Source organism: Alteribacillus sp. HJP-4 (genome assembly GCF_042139015.1).
In the GTDB taxonomy this organism is placed as follows: Bacteria; Bacillota; Bacilli; order Bacillales; family Marinococcaceae; genus JBHIKY01.
Window position 1 is genome coordinate 1 of sequence record NZ_JBHIKY010000058.1, and the last position, 1,354, is coordinate 1,354.

1 protein-coding gene and 1 pseudogene are annotated in these 1,354 nt (G+C 38.3%); both read left to right on the plus strand.

What is annotated here, in order from left to right:
- Window positions 1–8: 8 nt before the first annotated feature.
- Window positions 9–494 carry a helix-turn-helix domain-containing protein gene (locus tag ACE4RR_RS21475; RefSeq protein WP_375537453.1) on the plus strand — a complete coding sequence of 162 codons (486 nt, stop codon included), beginning with the start codon at window positions 9–11 and terminating at the stop codon, window positions 492–494.
- Window positions 452–1,324, plus strand: a pseudogene (locus tag ACE4RR_RS21480) (IS3 family transposase); the annotation flags it as partial. The gene ACE4RR_RS21475 and the pseudogene ACE4RR_RS21480, both read left to right, overlap by 43 nt.
- Window positions 1,325–1,354 lie beyond the last annotated feature (30 nt).

Below are 1,354 nucleotides of genomic sequence, written 5' to 3' on the forward strand. Positions count from 1 at the left end.
ATAGGTTGTTGGCAAAAAAACACAATATACCGAATAAACAACAAGTAAGAAAATGGGTAAAGGCATACAAGAATCTTGGTAAGGAAGGGTTAAAGAGAAAGCGTTCAAACACAGTTTACCCTGTTCAATTTAAGTTAGGTGTATTAAACTTTATGAAACAAACGGGCGCTTCTTACCAAGACACCGCAATAGAGTTTAAGTTGAATAATCCGTCTCTAATTGCGACGTGGAACATCACTTTTCACCAAGAAGGGTTGGAAGGGCTCAAAGAAAAACCGAAAGGACGGCCCCCAATGTCTGGAAAAAGGAAATCAAAATCATCTAACCAAGAAAAAAAGATGTCTCGCGAGGAATTAGCTCGTGAAAATGAGCTGCTTCGTTTAGAAAATGCTTACTTAAAAAAGTTAAAAGCTTTTCAGGAGAACCCGGATGCCTTCCTCGAAAAGCACAAGCAGCGCTGGCGTTCGAACTCAAAGAAGAAGGATTCAAATTAAAACATGTTCTATTGATCGTAGGCATACCAGAAGCCACTTATCACTACCACATTCATCAGTTAAGAAAAAATGATGACTCAGATCGTGAATTGATTGAAACAACGCATGAGTTGGTTAAGAAACACGAGGGAAAGTACGGCTATCGTCGCATTCATTTAGAATTAAAAAAGAAGGGGTATCAAGTGAATCATAAGAAAGTTCAACGAATCATGAGGGAACAAGGCGTGACATGTGTGAAGTTCACTCGTAAATCCCGCTATAAATCATATAAAGGAACCGTGGGGAAAGTGGCGAAAAATCGTTTGAATCGTCGATTCAATACGACGGTCCGACTCCAAAAACTCGTTACAGATCTGACGGAATTCAAGTGCTCAGGAAATGAAAAACTTTACTTAAATCCAATATTAGACTTGTATAATGGCGAGATTATTTCTTATGGCATTTCTAATAAACCAACATTAGATATGGTCCTTCAACCACTTGATCAAGCAGTTGACGTCATCAGGTATGAATCCGAGTATCGAACAACCATTCATTCAGACCAAGGGTGGCATTATCAACATAATAAATGGGTGAAAACCTTAAAGAAGAACAACATCTTTCAAAGCATGTCGAGGAAAGCTAACTGTGCGGATAACGCTGTTATGGAGAACTTTTTCGGCATTATGAAACAAGAAATGTATTACGGAGAACCATTGATTTCTTATACTGAATTGAAACAGAAAATAGAGAGGTACATGGATTACTATAATCACGAAAGAATAAAAGAAAAACTGGCCGGTTTGAGTCCGGTACAATACCGAACTCAAACCAGCCAATCAGCTGCATAATAAAAACTCTAACTTTTGGGGTTCACTACC